At 70.2% G+C, this 19,862-nt stretch carries 12 protein-coding genes and 1 CRISPR repeat array; of the genes, 2 read left to right on the top strand and 10 right to left on the bottom strand.

Annotated elements, in window-relative coordinates; genetic code table 11:
• Positions 1-112 precede the first annotated feature (112 nt).
• The 3 genes from WME98_RS26130 to WME98_RS26120 form a co-directional block, all read right to left on the bottom strand.
• Entirely contained in the window at positions 113-1,315 is a 1,203-nt protein-coding gene (locus WME98_RS26130) for a hypothetical protein (protein ID WP_437953771.1), read from the bottom strand.
• On the bottom strand, positions 1,312-2,892 hold the full coding sequence (locus WME98_RS26125) for an RNA polymerase sigma factor (RefSeq protein ID WP_437953770.1): 1,581 nt from the start codon (positions 2,890-2,892) through the stop codon (positions 1,312-1,314). The genes WME98_RS26130 and WME98_RS26125 overlap by 4 nt, the downstream gene beginning before the upstream one ends.
• A gap of 323 nt (positions 2,893-3,215) precedes the next feature.
• The gene (locus WME98_RS26120; RefSeq protein WP_437953769.1) at positions 3,216-4,235 is read right to left on the bottom strand and encodes a hypothetical protein; all 1,020 of its coding nucleotides are present in this window, start codon (positions 4,233-4,235) and stop codon (positions 3,216-3,218) included.
• A 435-nt stretch (positions 4,236-4,670) separates the two neighbouring features.
• Positions 4,671-9,979: a CRISPR direct-repeat array (repeat unit 36 nt; unit sequence GCTTCAATGGGGCCGCCGCCTTTCAGCGGCGGAGAG).
• A 711-nt stretch (positions 9,980-10,690) separates the two neighbouring features.
• Between WME98_RS26120 and WME98_RS26115 the strand changes: the two genes are divergently transcribed.
• Entirely contained in the window at positions 10,691-11,500 is an 810-nt protein-coding gene (locus WME98_RS26115; protein WP_437953768.1) for a hypothetical protein, read from the top strand.
• A gap of 327 nt (positions 11,501-11,827) precedes the next feature.
• Entirely contained in the window at positions 11,828-12,718 is an 891-nt protein-coding gene (locus tag WME98_RS26110; protein WP_437953767.1) for a hypothetical protein, read from the top strand.
• A gap of 28 nt (positions 12,719-12,746) precedes the next feature.
• Here WME98_RS26110 and WME98_RS26105 read toward each other — a convergent pair whose 3' ends face one another.
• From WME98_RS26105 to WME98_RS26075, 7 genes are read right to left on the bottom strand one after another with little or no spacing between them, the layout of a single operon-like run.
• Positions 12,747-13,595, bottom strand: coding sequence for a hypothetical protein (locus tag WME98_RS26105; RefSeq protein WP_437953766.1), 849 nt, complete (start codon positions 13,593-13,595; stop codon positions 12,747-12,749).
• Between the two features lies 1 nt (position 13,596).
• Positions 13,597-14,586: an RAMP superfamily CRISPR-associated protein gene (locus WME98_RS26100; protein WP_437953765.1), complete on the bottom strand. Its 990-nt coding sequence runs from the start codon at positions 14,584-14,586 to the stop codon at positions 13,597-13,599.
• Positions 14,583-15,500 carry an RAMP superfamily CRISPR-associated protein gene (locus WME98_RS26095; protein WP_437953764.1) on the bottom strand — a complete coding sequence of 306 codons (918 nt, stop codon included), beginning with the start codon at positions 15,498-15,500 and terminating at the stop codon, positions 14,583-14,585. Before WME98_RS26095 ends, WME98_RS26100 begins: the two co-directional genes overlap by 4 nt.
• The gene (gene csx7, locus WME98_RS26090) at positions 15,500-16,267 is read right to left on the bottom strand and encodes a type III CRISPR-associated RAMP protein Csx7 (RefSeq protein ID WP_437953763.1); all 768 of its coding nucleotides are present in this window, start codon (positions 16,265-16,267) and stop codon (positions 15,500-15,502) included. Before csx7 ends, WME98_RS26095 begins: the two co-directional genes overlap by 1 nt.
• Positions 16,248-16,655, bottom strand: a complete 408-nt coding sequence (locus WME98_RS26085) for a hypothetical protein (RefSeq protein ID WP_437953762.1) — start codon at positions 16,653-16,655, stop codon at positions 16,248-16,250. Before WME98_RS26085 ends, csx7 begins: the two co-directional genes overlap by 20 nt.
• On the bottom strand, positions 16,642-18,453 hold the full coding sequence (locus WME98_RS26080; protein ID WP_437953761.1) for an RAMP superfamily CRISPR-associated protein: 1,812 nt from the start codon (positions 18,451-18,453) through the stop codon (positions 16,642-16,644). Before WME98_RS26080 ends, WME98_RS26085 begins: the two co-directional genes overlap by 14 nt.
• Positions 18,450-19,847 carry a Cas10/Cmr2 second palm domain-containing protein gene (locus tag WME98_RS26075; protein WP_437953760.1) on the bottom strand — a complete coding sequence of 466 codons (1,398 nt, stop codon included), beginning with the start codon at positions 19,845-19,847 and terminating at the stop codon, positions 18,450-18,452. Before WME98_RS26075 ends, WME98_RS26080 begins: the two co-directional genes overlap by 4 nt.
• Positions 19,848-19,862: the final 15 nt, after the last annotated feature.

Genomic DNA, 19,862 nt, shown 5'->3' with positions numbered 1-19,862 from the left:
CAAGAAGGATAATTGACGAACATTCTCATGGAGACCATTCCCGGAATCGAGAAATTTTTTTCTCATTTCTTCGGCATCACTGAGCTTCGTTGCTTTCACTGCCGGCTTGCTCTCACAGGTTTGCCTGTAGACCGATTCCGAGCGCCGGAGCGAGAGCGGGGGCGCTCCAGACGGGGCGCTCGCGCACAAGAGCACCTGGGTGGCGAAGGATGGCGATACCGATCACGGGATGAACGACCTCGGCGTGCGCTCGCACGGATAGATTCTCTGCAAGAGGCAGCGCGATGCCTGCCCGTACCCCGAAACCGGCGCGGAGGTTCAGCCACGATGCCGCGTCGAAGGGGATGGTGGGCGCCGCGCGGAGCACGCCGATCTCTGCGAGGCCGCACGCGAACAGGGTGCGGCGGTTCAGGCAGAGGACGACATCCGCCGTGACGGTGGACACCGACACGGCTACGGCCTCGACTTTCCCCGATAAAGAGGACAGGCCACGCACCTCCAGCGCCGCGGACCATGCGGGCCAGCGTGCCCCGACGGACATCGCCGATCCAAGGGAAACGCCGGGCGTCAGCCCGAGGCCCGTCACGACATCGAGGCCGGCTGTCCAGCGGAAGCGCTCCGAAGGACCCGGCGGCGCGCTGCTCCCGGGCGGCGCACGCACGGTCGGCGTCTGGCGCCGGGGCGACGTCTTCTGCGAGGACGATACGGGAGCAGGGGCGGGCTGCGGCGGGCAAGGCCGATCCGGCGAGCAGGGTTGCACTGGGACCATCGCCTGGTCGGTTGGCTGCGACGGAGCAGGCGGTGCCCCCGGCGCCGCGGGGAGGTCGGGCGTCGCGCCCGACATCGCGGGGAGCTCGTTGCCGTCGAGGAGCACGGCGATGGACAGGGCGATGGCGCTGACGAGCACCTCGCAGTCCACGCTGGCGCTGAAGCCGTCGGCCCAGAGCCCCCGGCCGGCGCGATCGCGGAGGAACAGCGCGGCGGCGAGCTCGCCGCGCTGGCGCTCGATGGAGGCGGTGAGCGTGAGCGGCGCCGCCGCATCGAAGGGATCGACCCCTGCCAGCTTCCGGATCGTCTGCTCGCGCAGGAACCGCTCATCGGGGCAATCCTCGGCGCCCGGCCCTCGGAGGAACTCGAGCCGCACGCGGGTCGGCGTCGCCCTGGGCTGGGCCTGGACCGGCGCGATCCGGAGGGTGGCGACCGCGGCGGCGGTCATCGCGGCGAGCGCTGCGCGCTGGAACCACGTGGCGCTCGCGTTCGAGATCGCGCTCTGGCCGCGCGGTGTGCGGCGTGCACGCCTCGTTCGCGCGGTCACGGGAGCATCTCCCTTGCCGCGCTGCCGGCCGGTGCGGGCCGGGTCGGGTTGCCGGCCGGCGCGGGCTGCGCCGGGTCCATCTTCGATCGGAGCCGCTCGCGCATCAGGTTCAGCCGCCCCTGCGGGAACCGTCGCTCGTGGGCGGCGATGCGTTCCATCGCGGTCGTACGGTCGCCTTGCCATAGCGCCTGCCTGACCGCGTCGAGCAGCAGGATCTCCTCGGTGAGCGGATCCTGACGTCGCTCGGAGGAGGCATGCGGCCTCGGCGCTGCGGGCTTGAGATGGCCGGAGCCATCCGCCAGCGAGGGCGGGGGCGGGGGCGTCCGGGCGGCTGACGTTTCTTCGGCTGGGATCACGCCGATCGCGTCGCGCGGCGGCGCCTTGGACCGCGGTGGCTCTCCTGGATCGGTCTCCGGTCGCGCACCCGCGTGGACGGCGCGCGAGACGAGGAGCTGGGTCGCGATCGGCGCCAGGCGGTTGGCCCAGGAGACCGGCGTTGGAGCGAGCGCCGCGACCACGACGGCGGCGCCGACGATGGCCGCCGTCCCCCGAGCCAGCACCGGGCGGAGGAACCGGGCGAGCGGGCGCGCAAGGTGTACGACGCGGGCGAAGCTCGCGGAGCGTGCCGGGTTCCGGGGCCGATCTGTGGGCTCGTGTCGTCCGGGATGGCTTCGCGGGCTGGGAAGGGTCGCGGGCGCGTTCGCCTCGGCGATGGCGGAGGCGCCTGCGAGGACGGGGCGCGAAGGGGCGGCGAAGCTGGCGGAGATGGCGGAGCTGGCGGAGGCGAGGGAGAAGAGCGGGAGCATGAGCAGCCCGGAACGGAGCGCGTGCTGCTCCTCGGATCGCAGGCGCTTCACGGCGGCGCGGTAGTCCTCGCGCGCGAGGCGCAGGCGGCTCGCGGCTGTGTTCTCGTTGATCTCGAGGGCGCGCGCGACCTCGTGCATCGGGATCTCGTACGCATCGGCCATGAGGAGGACGGCGCGCCGTTCGGGCGCGATGCTCGCCAGCAAGCGGATCGCGAGGGCGATCCGCTCCTTCCTGACGATGCGCTGCTCGCTGCTCGGCGCCGCGTCGGCGCCCTCGAAGCACGCCGCGTCCGCGAGGCCCACCGGCACCTCGCGCCGCCGGTAGGCGCGCTCGAGGTGGCTCCGCACCTTGCGCCAGGCGATCCCGAAGAGCCAGGCGGACTCGGAACGCCAGCGCGGACTCAGGCTGGACGGGCGCGAGCGGCTGGAGGGCGCGGGTGGGGAGCCGAGAGGGGGCGTCGCGGGGTCGGCGGGGTCGTATGCGGGGTCAGCGGGGTTGTACGCGGGGTCGGCGGGGTCGGCGGGGTCGGCAGCAGCGGCGGCGGCGATGGAGATGGGCACGGCGGCGAAGACGAGGTCGTGCAGGGACGACGAGGCGGACGGCGGCGGGAAGGCCACGCCGCGCGCGCCGGCGGGATAGTGGGGGTCGTACCGGGGGAGGCTGGTGTAGGCGCCGAGCAGGACCTCCTGGGAGAGGTCGTCGACGTCGTCCTCCGCGACCCCGAGGTACCGGAGCATCCCCGGGAGGACGTGAACGGCGGTCGCGTGCATGGATGTCCAGGTGCTGTGCTGGACAAGGTCGGGGGGCGGAGGGGGGAGCGGGGGAGGAGAAAGAGGGCTCATGCATAGAATTGCGGGGAGCCTCCCGGGGTCGTCATGGAATCGACGGGGGCTGGTGCCGCGGGGTGGGGCTGGCGCGGTGCCGGCCGGGCGGGGCAGGAGGTCGGGGCGGGAGGTCAGGGGGCGGGGCGGTGAGCGGGACGCGGAGCGTGAGGGCCGGGAGGGCCTCCTGAGCGCGTGATCCGCGCGGCAGGCGCTTCGCAGGGGGACGGGGCCCGCCCTGCGTCGCCAGGGTCCACGGAGCAGGGACCCCGCTACGCCAGCGGATCTCTAGTTGCTGCCGCGCCGAGTCGGCTCAGATAAGGCGTGCCTCGTAGGTCGAACCGGCAAACCCACGGCCGACCGGCATCATAGGCGACAGCACCTCCGATCGGCACCGGAGGCGCGATTCGCAGGTCCGGCAGCGCATCGAGCAGCGCCTCGCTCCCGGCGCGCCACCGGAAGGACCATCGCTTCATGTCGGATGGCTCCCCTGGGTGCTCTCGGCGCTCGACGGAGCGTCCCTGACCATGACGGGCCCATTCGAGCAGTCGTCTCGTCAGGTACAGGTCGCCCATGTGCGTGAACCAGTCATAGAGCCCCGTCCTTGCCTTCATCGCGTTGACGAACATGTCGAGCGGCGTGAGCCACTCGCGAGAGAGCTCCCGCAAGACGAGCTCGTCGAAGCGCGACAGCAGGACGACCTGACCGACATGTCTGGGGAATTGACCGGCATGATAGCGACCGAGGTTCGCCAGCTGCGGATGCAGTCGGCCACCGGACGCACAGAACCGGGAGAAGGCGACGGGGGAGCGCCGGCACCATAAGTGCCAGAGCGTCGCAGCGAGAGCCACCTCGAGGCTCGACCGTTCGGCCATAGGCGGCTTCCGGCGCAGGACCTCGGAGACGTCGGCTTCGATCGCCTTCGCCGGGTCAGGCCCCTGCGGGGGTTCTCCGAGGAGCTCCCGCCCGAGATCGATGACAGACACGGCGCGGTTTCGCTCGATCGCGGAAGCGCAGACGCGGCAGAAGCTCAGCAGGCCGCCGGGGGTCGGCGGGAGCGCGACGCAGATCGCGGGACCGCGGCGGCGAGCGAGCTCCTTGTCGAGCTTCGCAGAGGGAGAGCTTCCCCAGTATCGAGCACGCACGGCAGGGTGGCGCCTCGGCTCCGCGCTCGACGGGCCCAGCAGGAGGTTGTCGTCGTCGTTCAGGACAGGGGATACGTTCTTGGCGAGCTCCGCGCCTGCGACCCTGCCGATCGCAACGTAGACTACATTTTTCCTCGGCTTGGTCATCACTGGAAACCGCAGGATCTACACCTGCACTCCGGCGGATACGGCTTGTCATCGTTGCAGGCTTCCAAGCATCTCCCGCACGACGTCTTTCCGTACTTATCGCACCCTGGATATCCGGAGATGCACTTTCCCCCGATCGCTTGGCACTCGACGAACATATCGGTGCATGTCTTGGCTGGCGAGCAGCCTGCCATGAGCGCCATCGCGTCACTATCGATATCTTCCCCCGCCTCCGTCTCGTCCTTCTCACCGTCCCGGAGGTAGTCTCCCGCTCCGATGGACTCTGTCGGAGAGCCAGCGCCTGCGCCTCCCGGCTCGACGGGGTCGCAGGTATACTGTAGGTCACACGCCGACGCGAGCACGCCAACGAGCGCGCCGCATAGCACGAGAGCGCTCGCTCTCGCCACAGGCTGGTCTCTCATATGTCCTCCTGATCGTTTGATAGGGCCGCCGTCTTTCAGCGGCGGAGAGCCCTGGACGTGTTCGCCAAGCGAAGCCCGTGGGGCAAGGTTCGATGGGGCCGCCGCCTTTCGGCGGCGGAGACCCCGACGGGACGAGGGACGTATGCAACGGCACCTTCCAGCTTCAATGGGGCCGCCGCCTTTCGGCGGCGGAGAGGCGACGAGCTCTGGAGCGCCGCCGCATTCATGTCCATGCTTCAATGGGGCCGCCGCCTTTCGGCGGCGGAGAGCCTGAAGACACCATAAGGTAGGACACACTGCAAGGACGGGCTTCAATGGGGCCGCCGCCTTTCGGCGGCGGCGAGTTCGTGACGCGCGTCTACCTCGCCGTCCACCGTCTCATGCTTCAATGGGGCCGCCGCCTTTCGGCGGCGGAGAGCGCCATCGAGCGCCAGGCGTAAGAGGCCGGGGCGGAGTTTCAATGGGGCCGCCGCCTTTCGGCGGCGGAGAGCGAGGTGGCGCAATTCGACGGCGACGAGGGCGGATTGCTTGAATGGGGCCGCCACCTTTCGGCGGCGAAGAGCTGGCGGAACGTGCTGCGGACCCAGCCGGTAGCGGTGCCGGCTTCAATGGGGCCGCCACCTTTCAGCGGCGGAGAGCCGGAGTTGATCGCCAAGGTCAGGCGTGATCAACAAGCTTCAAGGGGCCGCCGCCTTTCGGCGGCGGAGAGGGCGCTGCGGGCGGCGGAGACGCCGGAGCAGGTCGAGCTTCAATGGGGCCGCCTCCTTTCTGCGGCGGAGAGGAGAAGGCCTGGAGGGACGAGCGGAAGAAGATGCTGCTTCAATGGGGCCGCCGCCTTTCTGCGGCGGAGAGCGCCGCGCTGCGTTCGCACGGGCTCCGTCTCGCGGTCGTGCTTCGATGGGGTCGCCGCCTTTCTGCGGCGGAGAGGATGTACTCCGTGGCCGCGCCGCCGTCGCCGGCGTCAGCTTCAATGGGGCCGCCGCCTTTCTGCGGCGGAGAGGCACGGCGCGCGCGGCCCTGTGGCAGGCGAGGAACGTGGTGCTTCAATGGGGCCGCCGCCTTTCTGCGGCGGAGAGCCGGGTGGCTCCCGCAGTTCGGTGGTCAGCAGATCACGGTGCTTCAATGGGGCCGCCGCCTTTCTGCGGCGGAGAGATCGGGTGGGTCATCGTCGGTGGGGAGTCGGGCGGGCTTCAATGGGGCCGCCGCCTTTCTGCGGCGGAGAGCGCAGGATCCTGGGGGCCCGGGCGGCCAATGAGGTCTTGCTTCAATGGGGCCGCCGCCTTTCTGCGGCGGAGAGATGGTTACGCCTTCCTGACCAAGGCGGAGATCAAGGAGCTTCAATGGGGCCGCCGCCTTTCAGCGGCGGAGAGGACGCGCTTCGTGCCGCACCGAGCGGTTGCGAGATCGTGCTTCAATGGGGCCGCCGCCTTTCAGCGGCGGAGATGCGGAAGCGGCGGACCCGAAGATCAGGAGTGGTATGCTTCAATGGGGCCGCCGCCTTTCTGCGGCGGAGAGACGCCGCGCCAGGGCGGAGTTTGGAAAGCATCGACCTGCTTCAATGGGGCCGCCGCCTTTCTGCGGCGGAGAGGGCCTCCAGCTCCGGGCGTTCCCCGCCGGGGTCGTGGTGCTTCAATGGGGCCGCCGCCTTTCTGCGGCGGAGAGCGGGCTGTGTCGTCTTCGCGACGTATCCGGTCTGGCGGCTTCAATGGGGCCGCCGCCTTTCTGCCGCGGAGAGGCGAAGCTCGGCGATGGGCGCGCCCTGCTGATTCAGGCTTCAATGGGGCCGCCGCCTTTCTGCGGCGGAGAGAGTCGCTCGTTGCTGGCCCGAGCCGCGCTCCGGCGCTGCTTCCATGGGGCCGCCGCCTTTCTGCGGCGGAGAGGCATCCTTGCCGGGCGGTGGGGTACCGTCAGGGCATGCTTCAATGGGGCCGCCGCCTTTCTGCGGCGGAGAGAGGGCAACTTCCGGTACCGCACCCGCGGACTCATTGCTTCAATGGGGCCGCCGCCTTTCTGCGGCGGAGAGTCGGGTGGACGTGCGCGTGTTCGAAGGGCTTCGATCGACTATGCTTCAATGGGACCGCCGCCTTTCAGCGGCGGAGAGGACCGAGGAGGGCGCATCGTGGATCCGCGAGCGCGACTGGCTTCAATGGGACCGCCGCCTTTCTGCGGCGGAGAGCTCGCCGCCGTTCAGCTCCAGGTACACCGACGTGTTCCTGCTTCAATGGGGCCGCCGCCTTTCTGCGGCGGAGAGACCTTCAACGCGGTCGTGGACGAGGACGGCCCCGAGCGGCTTCAATGGGGCCGCCGCCTTTCTGCGGCGGAGAGCGAAGCCGATCTTCCGCGCGGCGGAGGGCAAGGCGATGCTTCACTGGGGCCGCCGCCTTTCAGCGGCGGAGAGCGGGCGCCTGTTGTCGAGTCGATACCGCAGGCGCGGCGGCTTCAATGGGGCCGCCGCCTTTCAGCGGCGGAGAGATCCCGTCCGCGAACACCTCCGCGGCGGCGGACTCGGGGCTTCAATGGGGCCGCCGCCTTTCTGCGGCGGAGAGCGAAGTACAAAGAGCCAGAGTCGAGGCTGTTACCCTGCTTCAATGGGGCCGCCGCCTTTCTGCGGCGGAGAGCCTGTGAGCCGCCCGTGGTTCTGCACGTGGACGTTGCTTCAATGGGGCCGCCGCCTTTCTGCGGCGGAGAGCTGGTCCAGCGCCGCACATCGTCGGCGGCGGCGAGGCTTCAATGGGGCCGCCGCCTTTCAGCGGCGGAGAGCCCGCAGGGCCGAGGAGAGCGCCGTGACGACCGAAGGCTTCAATGGGGCCGCCGCCTTTCTGCGGCGGAGAGATGACGTGCCGACCGACCTCGCGCGCTTCATCGCCGGGGCTTCAATGGGGCCGCCGCCTTTCTGCGGCGGAGAGCACCAATGGTTCCACGTCGCGAAACCTGGAGACGTGCCGCTTCAATGGGGCCGCCGCCTTTCTGCGGCGGAGAGAGCGGCTCGGCGTCTCGGGCGATCGTGTCGGGGATGCTTCAATGGGGCCGCCGCCTTTCAGCGGCGGAGAGCGGCTCTCCCGAACGCGGGACGGCATCTTCTACTTGGCTTCAATGGGGCCGCCGCCTTTCAGCGGCGGAGAGCAGCGAGCTGGACTTCCAGCTCATCGCCCCACGTGCACTCGCTTCAATGGGGCCGCCGCCTTTCAGCGGCGGAGAGCAGCGTGGTACCATTCAGGGCTCGGGTGACGATAGGTGCTTCAATGGGGCCGCCGCCTTTCAGCGGCGGAGAGGCGGCGCGCCGTGGGTAGCCTTCGCTTCATCCTGGAGCTTCAATGGGGCCGCCGCCTTTCAGCGGCGGAGAGGGCGGTGGTTGTGGGAATTGAGGACACCGACAAGTGGCTTCAATGGGGCCGCCGCCTTTCAGCGGCGGAGAGGTGGATACGCGAGCGAGGATCTGGAGGCGAAGTACGCGGGCTTCAATGGGGCCGCCGCCTTTCAGCGGCGGAGAGTCTGTGCCATAGCTCCCGGGTGACGAACAGATACCCCGGCTTCAATGGGGCCGCCGCCTTTCAGCGGCGGAGAGGGGCGCGCCGCAGCCGCTCGGCGGTCACGGCAGCGTCGCTTCAATGGGGCCGCCGCCTTTCAGCGGCGGAGAGTTGAAGGAATCAATGTTTTGAACGACGTTTATCGCAATGCTTCAATGGGGCCGCCGCCTTTCAGCGGCGGAGAGTTCTCGGCGGAACCACGTTCAACCGGGCTGTCCTGAAGCTTCAATGGGGCCGCCGCCTTTCAGCGGCGGAGAGCACGGTAGCCTCACCGGTTCTCCGGCTAGACCAGCGCTTCAATGGGGCCGCCGCCTTTCAGCGGCGGAGAGTCCGCGTCGAAGGGCGGCAATCACATCAAGGATGGGCTTCAATGGGGCCGCCGCCTTTCAGCGGCGGAGAGTCCCTGCTCGTGTGCATGTGCGGCTCGCCGCGCTGCCACCGGGCTTCAATGGGGCCGCCGCCTTTCAGCGGCGGAGAGCTCGACACCGTGCAGGCGGACGCCATGGAGCAGTGGCTTCAATGGGGCCGCCGCCTTTCTGCGGCGGAGAGTCACCATTATGAGCCATGGGATGATATCTCACGGTTCGTCGCTTCAATGGGGCCGCCGCCTTTCTGCGGCGGAGAGCTCATCGGGCGGCGCTCTTAGGTGGCGCGGCACGTCCGGCTTCAATGGGGCCGCCGCCTTTCTGCGGCGGAGAGTCGAGAGGGAAGGTGTCAAGTGCCGAAGTCTCATCTCTTGCTTCAATGGGGCCGCCGCCTTTCAGCGGCGGAGAGTCGAGATGAGGACCGACGCCGGATCGCTCACCGCGAGAGCGCTTCAATGGGGCCGCCGCCTTTCAGCGGCGGAGAGACAAGGACGGCGGCGCGAACCCGGCGCCCATGGTTTTGCTTCAATGGGGCCGCCGCCTTTCAGCGGCGGAGAGCCGGCGGCTTCGGATGAGCCGACGTTGCCGGGAGTGCTTCAATGGGGCCGCCGCCTTTCAGCGGCGGAGAGCAGGATGGACCTGGCGGCACCCGTCAACGGGTGCTTCGCTTCAATGGGGCCGCCGCCTTTCAGCGGCGGAGAGTAGGTGCGAGCGGCGTTCCCCTCGGCACCAGTCCGCGCTTCAATGGGGCCGCCGCCTTTCAGCGGCGGAGAGTCGAGAAGGCGATGACCGAGCGCGAGCGCGAACTCCGGCTTCAATGGGGCCGCCGCCTTTCAGCGGCGGAGAGGTGCGCATCGGACTCGAGGTGAGCGCGCTGTGGGTCGCTTCAATGGGGCCGCCGCCTTTCAGCGGCGGAGAGGGGGCGGAGCTCGATCGCGTGATCGCGCACCTCGGGCAGCTTCAATGAGGCCGCCGCCTTTCAGCGGCGGAGAGCGTCGCCGAGACCGCCGCGTCGATCTCGCAGCAGTTGCTTCAATGGGGCCGCCGCCTTTCAGCGGCGGAGAGCCTCGACGTCACGCTGTACGGCGCGGGCGCGGTGGTGCTTCAATGGGGCCGCCGCCTTTCAGCGGCGGAGAGCACGGAGAAGGGGACCGGACGCGCCACCATGGCCAACTCGCTTCAATGGGGCCGCCGCCTTTCAGCGGCGGAGAGGCTCCACGATGTGTGTCATGGTGGACCGGTAGTAGATGCTTCAATGGGGCCGCCGCCTTTCAGCGGCGGAGAGCAGCTGATAAGGCGCTTCGGCGCAAGCCGGCCGTGCAGCTTCAATGGGGCCGCCGCCTTTCAGCGGCGGAGAGGAAGATCTGGTTGCTCAGGCGGAGACGGAGGCGGTTGCTTCAATGGGGCCGCCGCCTTTCAGCGGCGGAGAGGGGGCCTCCCAGACCTACCTGAAATTCCGCGCACTTACAACCCGGTTTGCGAGAGGTCCCCGCCGCCCCCCTCGCTCCGGCCGCCGGGGGCCGCCCCGCGCGCCCCCGGCCATCCCGAAATCCATCGTCTTTTCAAACACCTGCCGGCCTTGCGAGCGCCCCCCGCCTTTTTCGCGTCACTCCACCGCTCGCAGCCGGTGCTCCCGCCCTCTTCTACCACGCCCCCTCCTCCCCTCGCCCAGCCCTTCCGTTCTCCCCGGCCGCTTTGCCGCCCCCGGCCCCACCTCCGCCGCTCGCTCCCCCGCCTCCTTCGCCGTTGCCCCCGCGTCGCCGCGTCCGCTCCCCGCATCGCGCCACGTCGTCCCCACGTCGCCGGACTCGCCCCCCACCCCGCCGGGCTCACCCCCCGCCTCGCCCGACTCACCCCCCACCTCGCCCGCCTCATCCCCCGCGGGGCGCTCGCCTTCCGACCAGGGGGACCGCCCCGCCGCCCCGGGGGCTCCCGCCCGCCGCCCGGGCGCCGCACGTCCCGCTCCAGGGGCTCTTGCCCCCGACCGCCGGCGCCCTTCCCTCGGACCCCCGGCGCCCTTCCCCCGGCGCCGGTTCTCCTTCTCCGGGACACGGCATCACGCCCGCCGAGCACACTTTGGACGCACTCGACGTCTCGACAGCTCTCTGCCTCCTTGTTAGCCATACGCCGGGAGGTGGATTATGGCCAAGCTCACGATAGGCCAGAAGGCCGAGCGGGTGCTCCTCTTGCTCATGGGGCTCCGCAAGAACAAGGTCGCCGGGGCGCTCGTCGCTCACGGCTTCTCCGATGACGATCTCGCCGAGGGATGGCGCCTGCTCCAGCGCGTCACCCGCACCCGGCTCGGCTTCGTCGCCACGGCCGCCGCGACGGACACGGGCCTCATCAACGCGCTCGACGCTTGGGAGAACAAGTGGTTTCCCATCGCGGCCGCGACCCTCAAGCGCCACGCCCCGAAGGCGCATGCATTCCTGTTCCGCAACCTCACGCAGACCGAAGGCGCCGCCGTCCTCGTCTCCGTCAGCACCTTCGTCGAGCGCTGGGAAAACCTCGCCAAGTCCAAGGAAAAGGGCGGCCCGGACGCCGAAGGCGACGAGGGCCGCAAGATCCTCGCCAAGCGCGGCCTCACCAAGGCCGTCGTCGACGAGGCAAAGCAGCTCCTCGCCCGCGCCGGAAAGCTGGAGTCCATCGCAGAGCTCCCGCCCGCCGCCGCCACCGACGAGGACTTCGAGAAGGCCGAACAGCAGCTCTGGGACTGGTACCTGGAGTGGAGCACCATCGTCCAGACCGCCATCAAGGACCGCAGGATCCTCCGCGAGCTCGGCTTCCGCCGCAGCTCGTCCAGGGCCGCCGCCGCCGAGGAAGTCACGAGCGAAGAGGTCGAGGACGAGGCCGACGACGACAGCGACAGCGATGTCGCCCCGCCCCAGGCCGAGCCGGGCGCGTTCCTCACCGGCGCCCCCGCCGGAGCCGCCGGGCGCAAGGGGCGCTGAGCGGCGCGGGCGCTTCGCGTTCACGCCTCTCCGCTGGCTCGTGGCCACCCGCCATCGACAGCCCCCCGCCATCGATCGAACACGCGCCGCCGCAGCACCGCGCAGCACCGCGCGACACGGCGCGGGCAGGCAGCGGCGGCACACCGCGCCGTCGGACAGCACTGCCAGCGCGATTCCAGAACGGCATCGGTTCGTTCCTCGTAATCCTGCGGCTCCTGCTGCCCCGCATACGCGCTCACGCTTTCCCTCGTTTCGTTAAAACAGCACATCAGGCACCAAGATTGCCTTGCTGAACCGCTCGCGCGAGCCAATGCTGGCCCCAGATCGATGCGCAGCAGATTCGATGCCTTCGGCAAGAACGTCCTGCGCGATACCCTCGCGCGCGCCGGCGCCGCCGACACCGCCGTCGAGGTCATCGCAGCTTCCCAGACCATGGACCTCTGGTACGTGCCCGATCCAGCCCGCGCCGCCGCGCGCGCCGAGCTGGGCCTCCTCGGTGAGCTCGCGGGAGAGCCTTGCCAGTTCGAGCCCTTCCACGACACGCCCGGTCCGGCCGAGCTGCGCGGCTGCGTGCGCAAGCAGCTCCACTGGCACCACGAGCTCGAGCGCCGCGCCGGCGGCGAGGTCCCCTTCCCGAGGCTGTGCGTCCTCAGCAGCGGCCGGCCCGCGACCGTGCTCGACGCGTTCCGCTTCGAGCCGGAGCCCGGCCGCCCCGGGCTCTACCGCGCCGCGCCGGGGTGGCGGGTCGACGTCGTGGTCATCGCCGAGCTCCCGCGCACCCGCGACACGCTGCTCCTGCGCCTGCTCGGTGCGCGCGCCGTGCTCCGGGATGCCATCCGCGAGCTCGCCGCCCTGCCCGAGGACGCCTGGGAGAGGAGCGTCGCCCTGCCCTGGCTGGTACGCTTGCGCTTCGAGACCCAGACCGAGCCCTCGGCGCGCGGGGCGGAGGACGCGGAAGAGGAGGAGATCGTGACGGAAGTTCAGCAGTGGTTCGAGCAGCTCAAGCAATCGATCCGCGACGAGGGACGCAAGGAGGGGCAGGTCGAGGCGCTGGCGGCGCAGTTCGAGAAGAGGCTCGGCCGACCGCTCGCGAAGAGCGAGCGCTCCGTGCTGGCCGAACGCTTCGACCGCCTCGGCCTGGATCGCCTCGACGATGTCCGGCTGGAGCTGTCCGCAGACGCGCTCGCCGCGTGGCTCGCGGATCCGGCGGCACGCTGAAGCCAGCCATCACCTCGGCCGGCGGTCCCTACGCATCGCGCCTTCGCGTCGGCGCCAGCGACAACCTCCCCACGAACACCACCCCATCCGCCCGGCGCTCCATCCCGCTCGCGTAGCAGACCCAGTCCTGCGCCCCGGGCGTCATCCGGATCCGCTCGAACACCTCGCCCATCCCCGCCGTCCGCGTCGTCGAGCACACGAGGCGCATCCCCCTCGCGACGCCCTCCAGGGCCGTCAATCCGAGCTCCGCGTCTTTCGGCCCTTTGCCCTTCTTCACGCGCTCCGCCGCCCTCCCGCGCTCCTCCCTGGCCTTGCCGAGCTCCGCGAACTGGACCGCCACCTCCTCGGGCAGCGCCGCCGGAGCCTCCGGCAGCGTCGCGGCCGGCGCTGGCGCCGCGCTCGGCACCAGCCGAGGAGCCATCGCGAGCGCCGCCCTCCTCCGGCGCTCGACCTCGGCGATCCGCGCGCCGAAGCTCTTCGTCGCCGGCCTCGCAGCCGGAGCACGCCCGCCGCCTCCTGTCGACTGGCGGCGCAGCGCCTCGTGGTGCCTCGCGAGCCGCTTGAGCCAGCCGAGCTCGACCAGCAGCTCCGCCGTCTTCAGCCCAGGCGTCGACAGGAGCCGCCGTTCGAGCCAGCCGCCGATCTCGTTGAGCGCCACCTTCGGCTCCGGCCGGTCCGCATACGACGAGCCCCAGAGCGCATCCAGCAGCCGCAGCGCGCGGAGCGGCGCCTCGATCTCGTCGGCGTCGACATCAGCGGCGGCCGCCGGATCCCGCAGGGCTTGCATCGCCTCGGACAGGAACCGACCATGATTGGACGTGCCCATCCCCGTCGCGTCGCGCTCCAGGCGCGCCATCCGCTCGCGCATCCCGCTCATGTCAACAAGGCCTCTCGTGGATCTCGACGAGCTTGACGACGCCGCCCTCCCATCGATCACCCGACGTTTCGAACGCCTTGCGCCACGCATCGATGGCCGGCTCGCGAGGGCGGCGGAGCTCGTCGCGGAGCTGGTAGTCCATCGCCGCGACCGCCGCGCGACCGAAGCCGTGCCCCTTCCCGGCGCCGACCTTGAGATACGTCTTCGGCTCCACCCCGAGCGCGACCAGCAACGCACCCAGCTCGGCGGCTTCGATGTTGAAGAGGTGAATCGCACCGCAGAAGCGCGTCCCCGCCGGCGCAACCTCGACCTGCTGCTTTCGAGACGCCCCATCGCTCGATGGGTGGGCCCCCACATAGAACTTCCGGCCGTAGAGCCGGCTGACCTCGAACTCGGGCTCGCGCCCGCTCCGGTCGATCCGGAAGTCGCCCAGGTGGTGCAGCCGCGGCTCGTACTGCTCCGGCATCTCCGCGATGGCGGAGCGCGCCGCTTCGTCGGCCAGGAAATCGGCGACACGGACGCGGCTCTGGAGCGACTCGTCCTTGTACTGGAAGCCGAACAGCGCGCAGGCCGGGCAGAGACGGTTGTCCCGGCCGCAGCGCTCGTCGAAGATGGGCATCTGCCGGACCCCGGCCGTGAGCCGGCCTCGCTTCACATCCGGGTAGCTCTGAGAGACGATGAACCCACGGTCGCTCGGCGGCTCGAACGCGCAGCTCCGCGTGACGGCCTCGAAGCGCGCACGGAGAACGCCTTTGAGGCTGGAGCCGGGGAGGACGAGGCGCTCACCGGCGCGCGCCGTCCGGCGGACGACCCTGCCGCCCTGCTCGGCCTTGAAGCCGGAGCCGACGTGGATCGGCTGATGACACGCGATCTCCACGCGGAGCGTCCCGAACCAGGCCCCAGGCATCCGGCGATCGTGGCGCGCCCACGGGCGCGACTCCCGCCTCACCGTCGCACCCGTGTCCGGGAAGGGGACGAATTCGTAGCTCACGCGAGCGCCCCCAGCGCCTCGAGGCCGGCTTCCATCCATTCCTTCGTTTGCTCCCCAGGAACGGAGAAGCGGACGAAGAGCCCCCTGCGACGCCCCTCGGTCGCCGGCAGCTTGCCTTCCGGCAGGAGGCCGTACTCGCGCCGCCTCGGCTCGGGCACGATGGCGCCGATTCCGGCGGGATGCATGCCGGCGTGCGCCGCTTGCTCGTGAACCATCGACGCCACGGTAAGGCCCACGACACCGAGACCGCGACTCTTGCTCGACCCGAGCTGAGCGAGCCCTTCCTCGAGCTCATCGAAGGCGGTCGCCAGGAGGCCGAGCTGCCAGACCTGGTAGTTCTCCAGCGTGATCTCGCCCCAGAACGACGTGCCGGCCGGCACGATTTCCATATCGAAGAGCTTCTTGTGGCTGACGCCGCCCGAAACGCGGTTGATGGCGACGCCGAACCGGACCTGGGTCCGATTGGCGCTGGCCATCTGCCGGAGATCGGTCGTCGAGAGCTCGTCGCCTTGCCCCTCCCAGGGGAACAGATCGCGGATCGCCGCGCGCCCCTTCATCGCGAGGGAACCGAAGACGCGGCACGCGAGGCAGTGCTCGCGGTGGATCTCCGGACCGCCCGCGCGCGTGCGCCCACGCTCGCCGCACGCGGCCGTCGGGCTCAAGGGATCACACGCCCCGTCGACGCCTCCCAGCTTGCGGCCGCGGACGCTGGACTCGGCGACCGAGCGCACCACGCCCTTGAGGCTCGATCCCGGCACATACACGGTGCGATCCACATCGCCGCGCCGGGTGCGGACGCACTTCAGGTCCGAGCCCGCCGGATCGAGCCCGGTATCGCCGGCTCGGATCAGGAGCGGTGTCCTGGTCGTGATGCGGATGCGCAGCAGCGCTCGGTTCCCCGTCTCGTTGAACATCACGTGCCCCCTTCCGCCATGGTCGCGAGCGCGGTGCGGTATTCGTCGAGCGCCGCCTCGACGTCGAGCGCCTCGACCCTCTTGCCCGCGAGGAGCTGCGCGGCAGTGACGCGCTCGAGCGCGTTCCACGCGATGCTCACGCGCCCGAGACCGCGCGAGGTGAAGCCGCCGATCGCGGTGAACCCCTCGGCGATCTGATCGAGCCCGGTGACGAGGAGACCCATGAGCCAGGGCTCGGGGTTGACGACGAAGATCTCGAGCGAGAACGACGTCCCGGGCGAGACGACCTCGAGATCGTACTTCCGCCGGCTGGCGGCGACGCGGAGGTCGCGATCGATCGACACGCCGTCGCGCGTCTCGATCGGAGGGGATCCGCTCTCGTCGAGCATCCGCGCGTCGCTGAAGCGAACGTGGCTGGCCACCAGGTGGCTACCGAACAGCCGGCATACGGCGCAGTGCTCCTTGAGCGGACCGGATCGCTCGCCGCCCGCCGCGCACGCGTCGTCTCCGAGAGGATCGCACGCCCGCAGTCGCTCGTTCTTCGCCGCGCGCAGGATCCCTTCGAGCGTCGAGCGCACGACGCCCTTCAGCGACGAGCCGGGGATGAAGGGGTAGCCGTGCACGGTCTTCTGCACCGGCAGATCGGCGGCGCCCACATCGCCGCCTGCGCTGCTGCCGACGTGGAGCGCCGTCTGCGCCGTGAGCACGCCCGTCAGGCGAACACGGGAGCGGAGGACGTCGAAATCGTCAACGCGAGGCTCGTTCATGACCCCTCCCGCCCGACGCGACGGCGTCCTGGTACACGTAAGCGCGGGCCAGGTAGGTGGCGTAGAGCTTCCACGCGGCGACCCGCACGCCCTCCGGCAGCTTGTCGAGGATCGGCTGCACCCCGGCGAGAACCGCCCTCGTGAAGTCTGCTTCCCATTCGTTGCGGCCCGCCTGGTAGCGGAGGTAATTGGCGAGCTCCTCCGCGCACTGGGCTTCGTTGCAGAGGCCGATGAGGTTCGAGAACTGCGTCTTCTTCGGCTTGATCAGCCTGCCCTGCTTGAAGCGCGTCTCGATGACCCCCTCGGCCGCGAGGACGAGCTCCTTGCGATGCTGCTGGAGAAGCTGCGCCTGTTCGCGATGGATCCGTGCCGCTTCATCCGTCTTCACGTTGCCAGATCCCTTCGTAGATGAACGGGTCAAAACAAAGGACACGGCCGAACCCCTGGCGGGTCCGGTCTCCGACACCCTGGGACTCGATCCGCGCCAGCACGGCGGAGAGCTCGCGCCAGTGCGACGCGTCCACCAGCTCGGCCACGAACACCGCCCCCGCCTGGACTGCGCGGGCCACATCGCGCGGCCCGGTGCGCTGGTCCCAGCCGCGCTCGATGTCGAAGCGGCGCGCCACGACCGGCCAGCGAACGGCACGCCCGAGCGCGCTGCCAAGGGCCGCCCGGCCGTCATCCCCGGCCGGTGGGAGCAGCGGCGAGAGCAGCGTGAAGGCGATCAGGCGCCCCACGCGGTTGCCGGAGAGACCGAGCTCCTCTTCGAGGCGGCGGGCAAGCGTCCGATCGAACATCTCGCCTCGCTCCGTGACGGAGGCGAGCGGTGCCGGTGCGGTCACCTGCACGATGTCGATGGCCCCCCATCCCATCGCCCGAGCGCGCCCCACCGACAAGGGCCGCTGGAGCGCCCGTCCGAGGTGCTCCCTGGACGCCTCGCGGATGTTGCGAATTCGCCCCACGAACCGCGCTCCGCGCTCGATCTGGGCGTGCGAGAAGAGCGCCTTGTCGCGCGCGGACGCCCGCTGCCGGTCCATGGCGACCCGGGTCGTAAGACGTGTCCTCGGCGGCCCGCTCGCCCGCCGTGAACCGCGCGCCGATCGAAGGACGTGGCCGCAGCCGGCAACCGCGCAGGTCTCGACGATGTGCTGCGCGACGCGGGCCGCCTCCGCGGGCGTTCGAACGGTGTCGACGGCGATGCGATCGAGGAGCGTATCGACGACGCCATGGCTCGGATCGGCCTTGCACTGCCGAGCCGTGAGCGGCCATGGGCCCGCGATGCCAGCGGAGTCGAAGTCATCGACGGGATACAGAAAATCGAAGATGGCGCCGTCCTCGTCTTCGGCGACCAGAGCCTGAAAATCGGGCTCGTTCGGATCCTCGAGGATCTCGGCAAGGGCGAAGCCGATCGCTCCACGGAGCGCCGAGCCGGGGATGTCGAGGCGCGTGTCGCGGAAGTTGCCCGCCGCGAGCGGAACGCCGATCGACGCGGGCGTTCGGAGCACGATGGAGAGCTCAATCTCACTCCCGGGCGGCATAGGCCGTGGCGCGACTTCGCTCGAGACCCATTGAAGCTTCATTTCCACGCGCGCGAGCCCGCCGCTCTTGCCCGCACCGATGTGCGTGGTCGCAGCCACGGCGGCCTCGAAGTCCCGGCGGACCTGCTCATCGGTGCTGGTGAGGCGCCCGCGGGCTCGATACGTGAGACCTTCTTCCGGCACGGCACGTCGGAAGAGCCGCTGATTGGATGCGCTGCGTCGCCGTCGATCGATGGCGACGCCATGGCGCGTCTGCCAGGCGATCGCTCCCTCGTCGACCGGAGCCGCTTCGCCGAGGACGAGAGCCGAGAATGTCCTGGAAGCTTCGGGGAGCACCGAGCGGCCACCCCCGAACAGACGGCAGCTCCGGCACGACGCTCCCGCGGCGAGCTGGCAGGGCCCTCGTTGCGGCGGGCGGGGCCGGCGCGGATCCTCGCCGTCGCCCCCGGCGCAGGCCGGCTCGCCCACCGCCCGGAGGAGCGCCTCGAGCGCTTCCCGCAGGGCGCCGCGGAGGGCCGAGGCCGGGATGACCGGCCGGCCGTCCGGGAGGCGGGCATGGGCGATGTTGACGCCCTCGGGAGCCGGCGAGTGGCCGCCGATCAACACGCTCCCGCTTGGAAACGAGAGCACCAGCTCGAACTCGCTCATCGCCTGCCCTCGATCAGCCGGGCCAGCGCCAGCATGGCCGGGTCCGGGATGTGCTGCCGTACGGCGTTGCGATCCCGCCAATCGACGCCGCATTGCCGGAACCACGCTTGCCAGGACTCCGAGCGCGCGAGCTGGTAGCAGAACCGGTTGTCTCGCTCGGCCTCGTCGAGCGACCACGCGTCGGACGCCGCGGAGCGTTGAGCCGCGGGGACCTCGCCGAGCGCCCGCGCGTTCCGGAGGACCTGCGCCCAGCGATCGCCGGCGACAGGCCGATGGAGGCCCTTCCTTGTGCGGCTCGACGCCTCCTCGACGCCGCCTTCCGAGGCGACGATGGCGAAGTCGACGGCGGATCGGGCGCCGTTGCGGAGACAGAAGCGCTTCGCCTCCTTCTCCAGATCGCGCGCCTGGTCGACGAGACGGGACGCCGGCACCTGGTACGGTGCGACGAACAGGCCGACGCCGACGCCGAGCCCGCACAGGCGTTCGAGCGACTCGGCCCCGAGCGCACCAGCGAGCCCATCCACGGCGGCCGCTTGGCGCTCGACCGCGCTCACGAGCGCGCCGACGTACTCGAGCGCGGCCTCCGGGGGCAAGAATGCCTTGAGGTCGTCTCCGCCGGCGACGAGCGCGACGTTGCGCGGCTCCCCGGCGTGCTTCATCGCCTCGCGGTGCGCGGTCTTGAAGATGTCCGAGATCGCGGCGCTGCCGACGGCCAGCGCCGCGAGGCTGTGAAGCGATCGGAAGAACAGGCCGAGGTGATTGCCGTCCGCGCAGACTACGGCGATTTTACCGTTCGTCGACAGGTGCTCCAGCGTCCATCGCCCGCTGGCTTCCCCCTTCTCTATCTCGCGGCCGACACGGACGAGTGAATAGCACCGGTCGCAGACCCACTCGTTGTCAGAGTCAGGTTTTTCCGATCGCCGGGTGGCCGGGCGCGCATGGCAATCCGTGCACGCTCCGCGGGGAAAATCGAGCTCGAACTGCTCGGGATCGCAGGCATACCGCGCTGTCGCCTGCTTGAGCCGAAGCCAGTCGAGGGAGGCCGCTTCTCCCGCAGGGTCGAATGGAACATCGGCGACCGCGAGCGGCGACCCATGCGTGAGGCGGCGGAACTCGCGCTTGAGATCCTCGATGTGGTCGGGGGCGTGCCGCTCCGGTACGACGAGGACGCCACGACCACCGCCGGCGAACACCGTCTCGACGCGGCGGCGGATGAAATCGTCAAACAGCTTGATGGCCTCGCTCGCACCGTGGATGGCAACAGGACGGCTGCTCGCGGTGACGAAGCGCTGGATCTCGACGGCCTCGAAGCCGATGAGCCGAGCCGGCGAGCCTGCGGATGCGATTGAGCTCGCGACCTTTCGCTTCTTCTCGGCCACGTCGATCTGGATCATGATCTCTCCGATCCG

The organism is Sorangium sp. So ce296, assembly GCF_051529605.1.
Classification (GTDB): domain Bacteria; phylum Myxococcota_A; class Polyangia; order Polyangiales; family Polyangiaceae; genus Sorangium; species Sorangium cellulosum_D.
Note: the sequence above shows the minus strand (reverse complement) of the source record. Positions and strands in the feature narration are given on the sequence as shown.

What these genes read in the sequence shown, in the direction of transcription:
- WME98_RS26080 (WP_437953761.1), bottom strand. Translation starts at nt 18,453, where the DNA reads ATGAGCGAGTTCGAGCTGGTGCTCTCGTTTCCAAGCGGGAGCGTGTTG.
- WME98_RS26095 (WP_437953764.1), bottom strand. Translation starts at nt 15,500, where the DNA reads ATGTTCAACGAGACGGGGAACCGAGCGCTGCTGCGCATCCGCATCACG.
- WME98_RS26120 (WP_437953769.1), bottom strand. Translation starts at nt 4,235, where the DNA reads ATGACCAAGCCGAGGAAAAATGTAGTCTACGTTGCGATCGGCAGGGTC.
- WME98_RS26105 (WP_437953766.1), bottom strand. Translation starts at nt 13,595, where the DNA reads ATGAGCGGGATGCGCGAGCGGATGGCGCGCCTGGAGCGCGACGCGACG.
- WME98_RS26115 (WP_437953768.1), top strand. Translation starts at nt 10,691, where the DNA reads ATGGCCAAGCTCACGATAGGCCAGAAGGCCGAGCGGGTGCTCCTCTTG.
- WME98_RS26125 (WP_437953770.1), bottom strand. Translation starts at nt 2,892, where the DNA reads ATGCACGCGACCGCCGTTCACGTCCTCCCGGGGATGCTCCGGTACCTC.
- WME98_RS26110 (WP_437953767.1), top strand. Translation starts at nt 11,828, where the DNA reads ATGCGCAGCAGATTCGATGCCTTCGGCAAGAACGTCCTGCGCGATACC.
- csx7 (WP_437953763.1), bottom strand. Translation starts at nt 16,267, where the DNA reads ATGAACGAGCCTCGCGTTGACGATTTCGACGTCCTCCGCTCCCGTGTT.
- WME98_RS26075 (WP_437953760.1), bottom strand. Translation starts at nt 19,847, where the DNA reads ATGATCCAGATCGACGTGGCCGAGAAGAAGCGAAAGGTCGCGAGCTCA.